The following is a 2,954-nucleotide window of genomic DNA, read 5'->3' as shown; positions in this document are numbered from 1 at the left end:
TAAGTTATTAATACATTACTTAAAATTTGATGATATCCCCATGACCGGGGTATCCATACCTTGATTCAGCAACGCCGTAAAACTTTTAAAGGTTCTGTCGTTGTGAGTTCAGACAAAGGGAGGCTGCGACTGCAAATGCCTCGACATCTCTACGAAGGTAAGCAGAAATATGGTTCTTCCTTACTTACTATGCTAAATCAATAGCTAAATAAGTAAAAATATCTAAATAAATATATAGAAAAGTAAATTAAGTCCTTGTCCAGCTTGACATTTGGGCTAGTTTAATTGTTAATTATCAAAGAGCCACAATAGTTTTTAAGAGCGAATTACAGTCATGACCAAAAAAAAGGGTACTAAAGTTCTAACAGAGCTCCTGAAGATACAAGGAATTAAAGTAACTCAAATGAGTCAACTACCAGGAATTGGAATAATATTACAGGTGGAGTCAACTGAGGGAGAAAGTAATTGTCATCATTGCGGGACAAAAAGTAATAGATTACATCAAAATCATCGATATGTAGTAAAAGATTTATCGTGGGGAGAGCAGCTAGTATTTTTAGAAATAAACAGGCGACAGTTTAAATGTAAAAAATGTGGCAAACCATTTAGCGAAAAATTGGACTTTGTGAACAACCGAAGAACTTATACAAAACGACTAGCAAATACAACAATCAAATCAGTTTTATCGAGTGATATTCAGAGTGTAGCAAAACAAGGAGTAGTCACAACAGAAGAAATAGAAAGAATGTTGTCAGATGCTTCAAAAGAATTATCGTCAAAAGCATCAAATTTAAAAAAACTAGGAATTGATGAAATAGCTTTAAAAAAAGGCCAAGGCAATTATTGTGCCGTATTAATTGATTTAGAAACATCTAAATTAATTACAATTGTCAAAGGAAGAACACAAGCTGAAATCGAGCCAGTCCTTAATTCATCGGGTTCAGAGGTTTTAGAACAAATAGAAGAAGTAAGTATAGATTTGTGGAAAGGTTACAAAATCCTAGTACAAAAACTTATGCCAAATGCTCAAGTATTAGCGGATATATTTCATGTAATGGTACAAGTGAACAAGGAGTTAGATACACAAAGAAAGCGCGAAAAAAGGCAAATAATAGATTTAACTAAAAAAACAAAATCCTCCAAAAAAGCAGCAGAATATCAACAAATATTAGAGGGAATAAACGACAGCAAATATTCATTATTAAAGAATGAAGAGAATTTAAATTAACAACAAAATATTAAATTAATGGAGGTGAAAGAAGTGTGTTTTCATCTGGCAGAAATGCATAAATTAAAAGAAAAATTCCGACAAATATTTGAAAATAAAAAAACAAATTGGTTGAGGGGATTACTGAGAATTGGGATCTGGCAGAAAAGAGCTAAAAAATATTTTCCTGATAGTGTGAAGACTATTACCAATTGGCTTGATGAAATAATTGCTTACTTTGCTCATAGGACAACAAGTGGTATTGTTGAGGGTATTAACAACAAGCTTAAGTTAATAAAACGTTCTGCATATGGTTTTGGGAATTTTGAAAACTACAAAAATAGATGTTTGCTGTCCTGGGCATTTTAATTATTAGTTTAGCATACCAAGTAAGGAAGAGCCCAAAGTCGAACAGTTTGTAGAAATAGATCGGGAGTCTCAATATGTACTTGCACAGCACTATCCCCACATCTCTATCCACGACGACATCAGAACTTTCCACGCTACAAGAGGACAATATGACTGGATCTGGGGAGGATTCCCGTGCACCGGAACGAGCAATGCTGGTAACAGAGCAGGACTCGCTCACCCAGAATCAAGTTTGGGCTCTTCCTTACTTGGTATGCTAAACTAATAATTAAAATGCCCAGGACAGCAAACATCTATTTTTGTAGTTTTCAAAATTCCCAAAACCATATGCAGAACGTTTTATTAACTTAAGCTTGTTGTTAATACCCTCAACAATACCACTTGTTGTCCTATGAGCAAAGGGGAGCATCCCACTTTTTTACTAAGCAGAAACACCTAGCTTGATGTCGTTATTTAAATACGCACATCTCAGTCTTAAAATTTGAGGCACATTTTTTTCGTTCCACTGTGCACCTAGAATCTTAATTCTTGCTCCAATCTGTTTAATTAAAGACTCTACAGCTCCCGAACCAATGTCTATACCAAGATGTTGATAATTCTGATAATCTGGGATTCTTGACTGATGTTTTTGCAAATATTTCTGGAACTTTTCACTCCCTTTACTCGTAACCCCTATAAATTCGGCTATAGCTTCTAATGTTGACCCTTGCCACAGTTTATTCTGCGCTCTCTTCAGTCGTTTGAGCGAACCTCCTACTCTATGTAAATTTTCTATTCCCCTGATACCAATCAAGTACCTCTCTTCTTTGCTCTATAGTCCCAATTTGATTAAACAGATTCCACACTCCATCATGGCCATCTCCCAAACAAGTTATTGCTTCACTCTTGAGTTGGCTATTTACCCACGCCACTAAATCTGCATTATTTTGAAAGAAGGCTGCTGCTACTTGACCATGTAACTTAACTGCCTTATAATTCCGACCGATTCTTTCTTCTCCTAATGCCGTTCTCAGTCTGACGTTTCCTCCGTCTATACTCAATGCTTTTACTTGCTCGGTAGCTTCAGCTTCAGGAAATTTATAACGCTCTAATAGCCGATGTTGTGTACTGTGAGGCACATAAATTCCTGTTAACATTTTTAAGTCTTTCTCAGCATTGGCAAATGATTCATTTCCCACTAATAATAAACAACATTTTTCCAGGTAAGGACTCAAACGACTCCCCTTATTTACTCCCAGCTTTTGGGCTTGCTTACTCGATAGAGTTATTTCTCCTACGCAAGTCTTTATGGTTCTTTTTCTCGGGTGCATCTCACTTTGGCAAATACATCAAATTGAAAGTTGACCGTTGAGATAAGCACAGCGAAGAGAAAGGATAG

Annotated in this window: 3 protein-coding genes and 2 pseudogenes; 2 read left to right on the top strand and 3 right to left on the bottom strand. The window is 35.9% G+C overall.

What is annotated here, in order from left to right; genetic code table 11:
- Window positions 1–334 precede the first annotated feature (334 nt).
- Window positions 335–1,576, top strand: a pseudogene (locus tag QUB66_RS29470) (ISL3 family transposase).
- 13 nt (window positions 1,577–1,589) lie between these two features.
- The gene (locus tag QUB66_RS29465; protein WP_442923482.1) at window positions 1,590–1,841 is read left to right on the top strand and encodes a DNA cytosine methyltransferase; all 252 of its coding nucleotides are present in this window, start codon (window positions 1,590–1,592) and stop codon (window positions 1,839–1,841) included.
- A 3-nt stretch (window positions 1,842–1,844) separates the two neighbouring features.
- Here the strand turns inward: QUB66_RS29465 and QUB66_RS29460 are convergent.
- The 3 genes and pseudogenes from QUB66_RS29460 to QUB66_RS29450 all read right to left on the bottom strand — a co-directional run.
- Window positions 1,845–1,976 (bottom strand): annotated as a pseudogene (locus QUB66_RS29460) (transposase); the annotation flags it as partial.
- 21 nt (window positions 1,977–1,997) lie between these two features.
- Window positions 1,998–2,369, bottom strand: coding sequence for a hypothetical protein (locus QUB66_RS29455; protein ID WP_332970779.1), 372 nt, complete (start codon window positions 2,367–2,369; stop codon window positions 1,998–2,000).
- Entirely contained in the window at window positions 2,335–2,790 is a 456-nt protein-coding gene (locus QUB66_RS29450; RefSeq protein WP_332970780.1) for a hypothetical protein, read from the bottom strand. Before QUB66_RS29450 ends, QUB66_RS29455 begins: the two co-directional genes overlap by 35 nt.
- Between the last annotated feature and the right edge of the window lie 164 nt (window positions 2,791–2,954).

The sequence above is a fragment of the Microcoleus sp. A2-C3 genome (genome assembly GCF_036706065.1).
In the GTDB taxonomy this organism is placed as follows: domain Bacteria; phylum Cyanobacteriota; class Cyanobacteriia; order Cyanobacteriales; family Microcoleaceae; genus Microcoleus.
The sequence above is the reverse complement of the archived record's forward strand: the minus strand, read 5'-3'. Positions and strand labels throughout refer to the sequence as shown.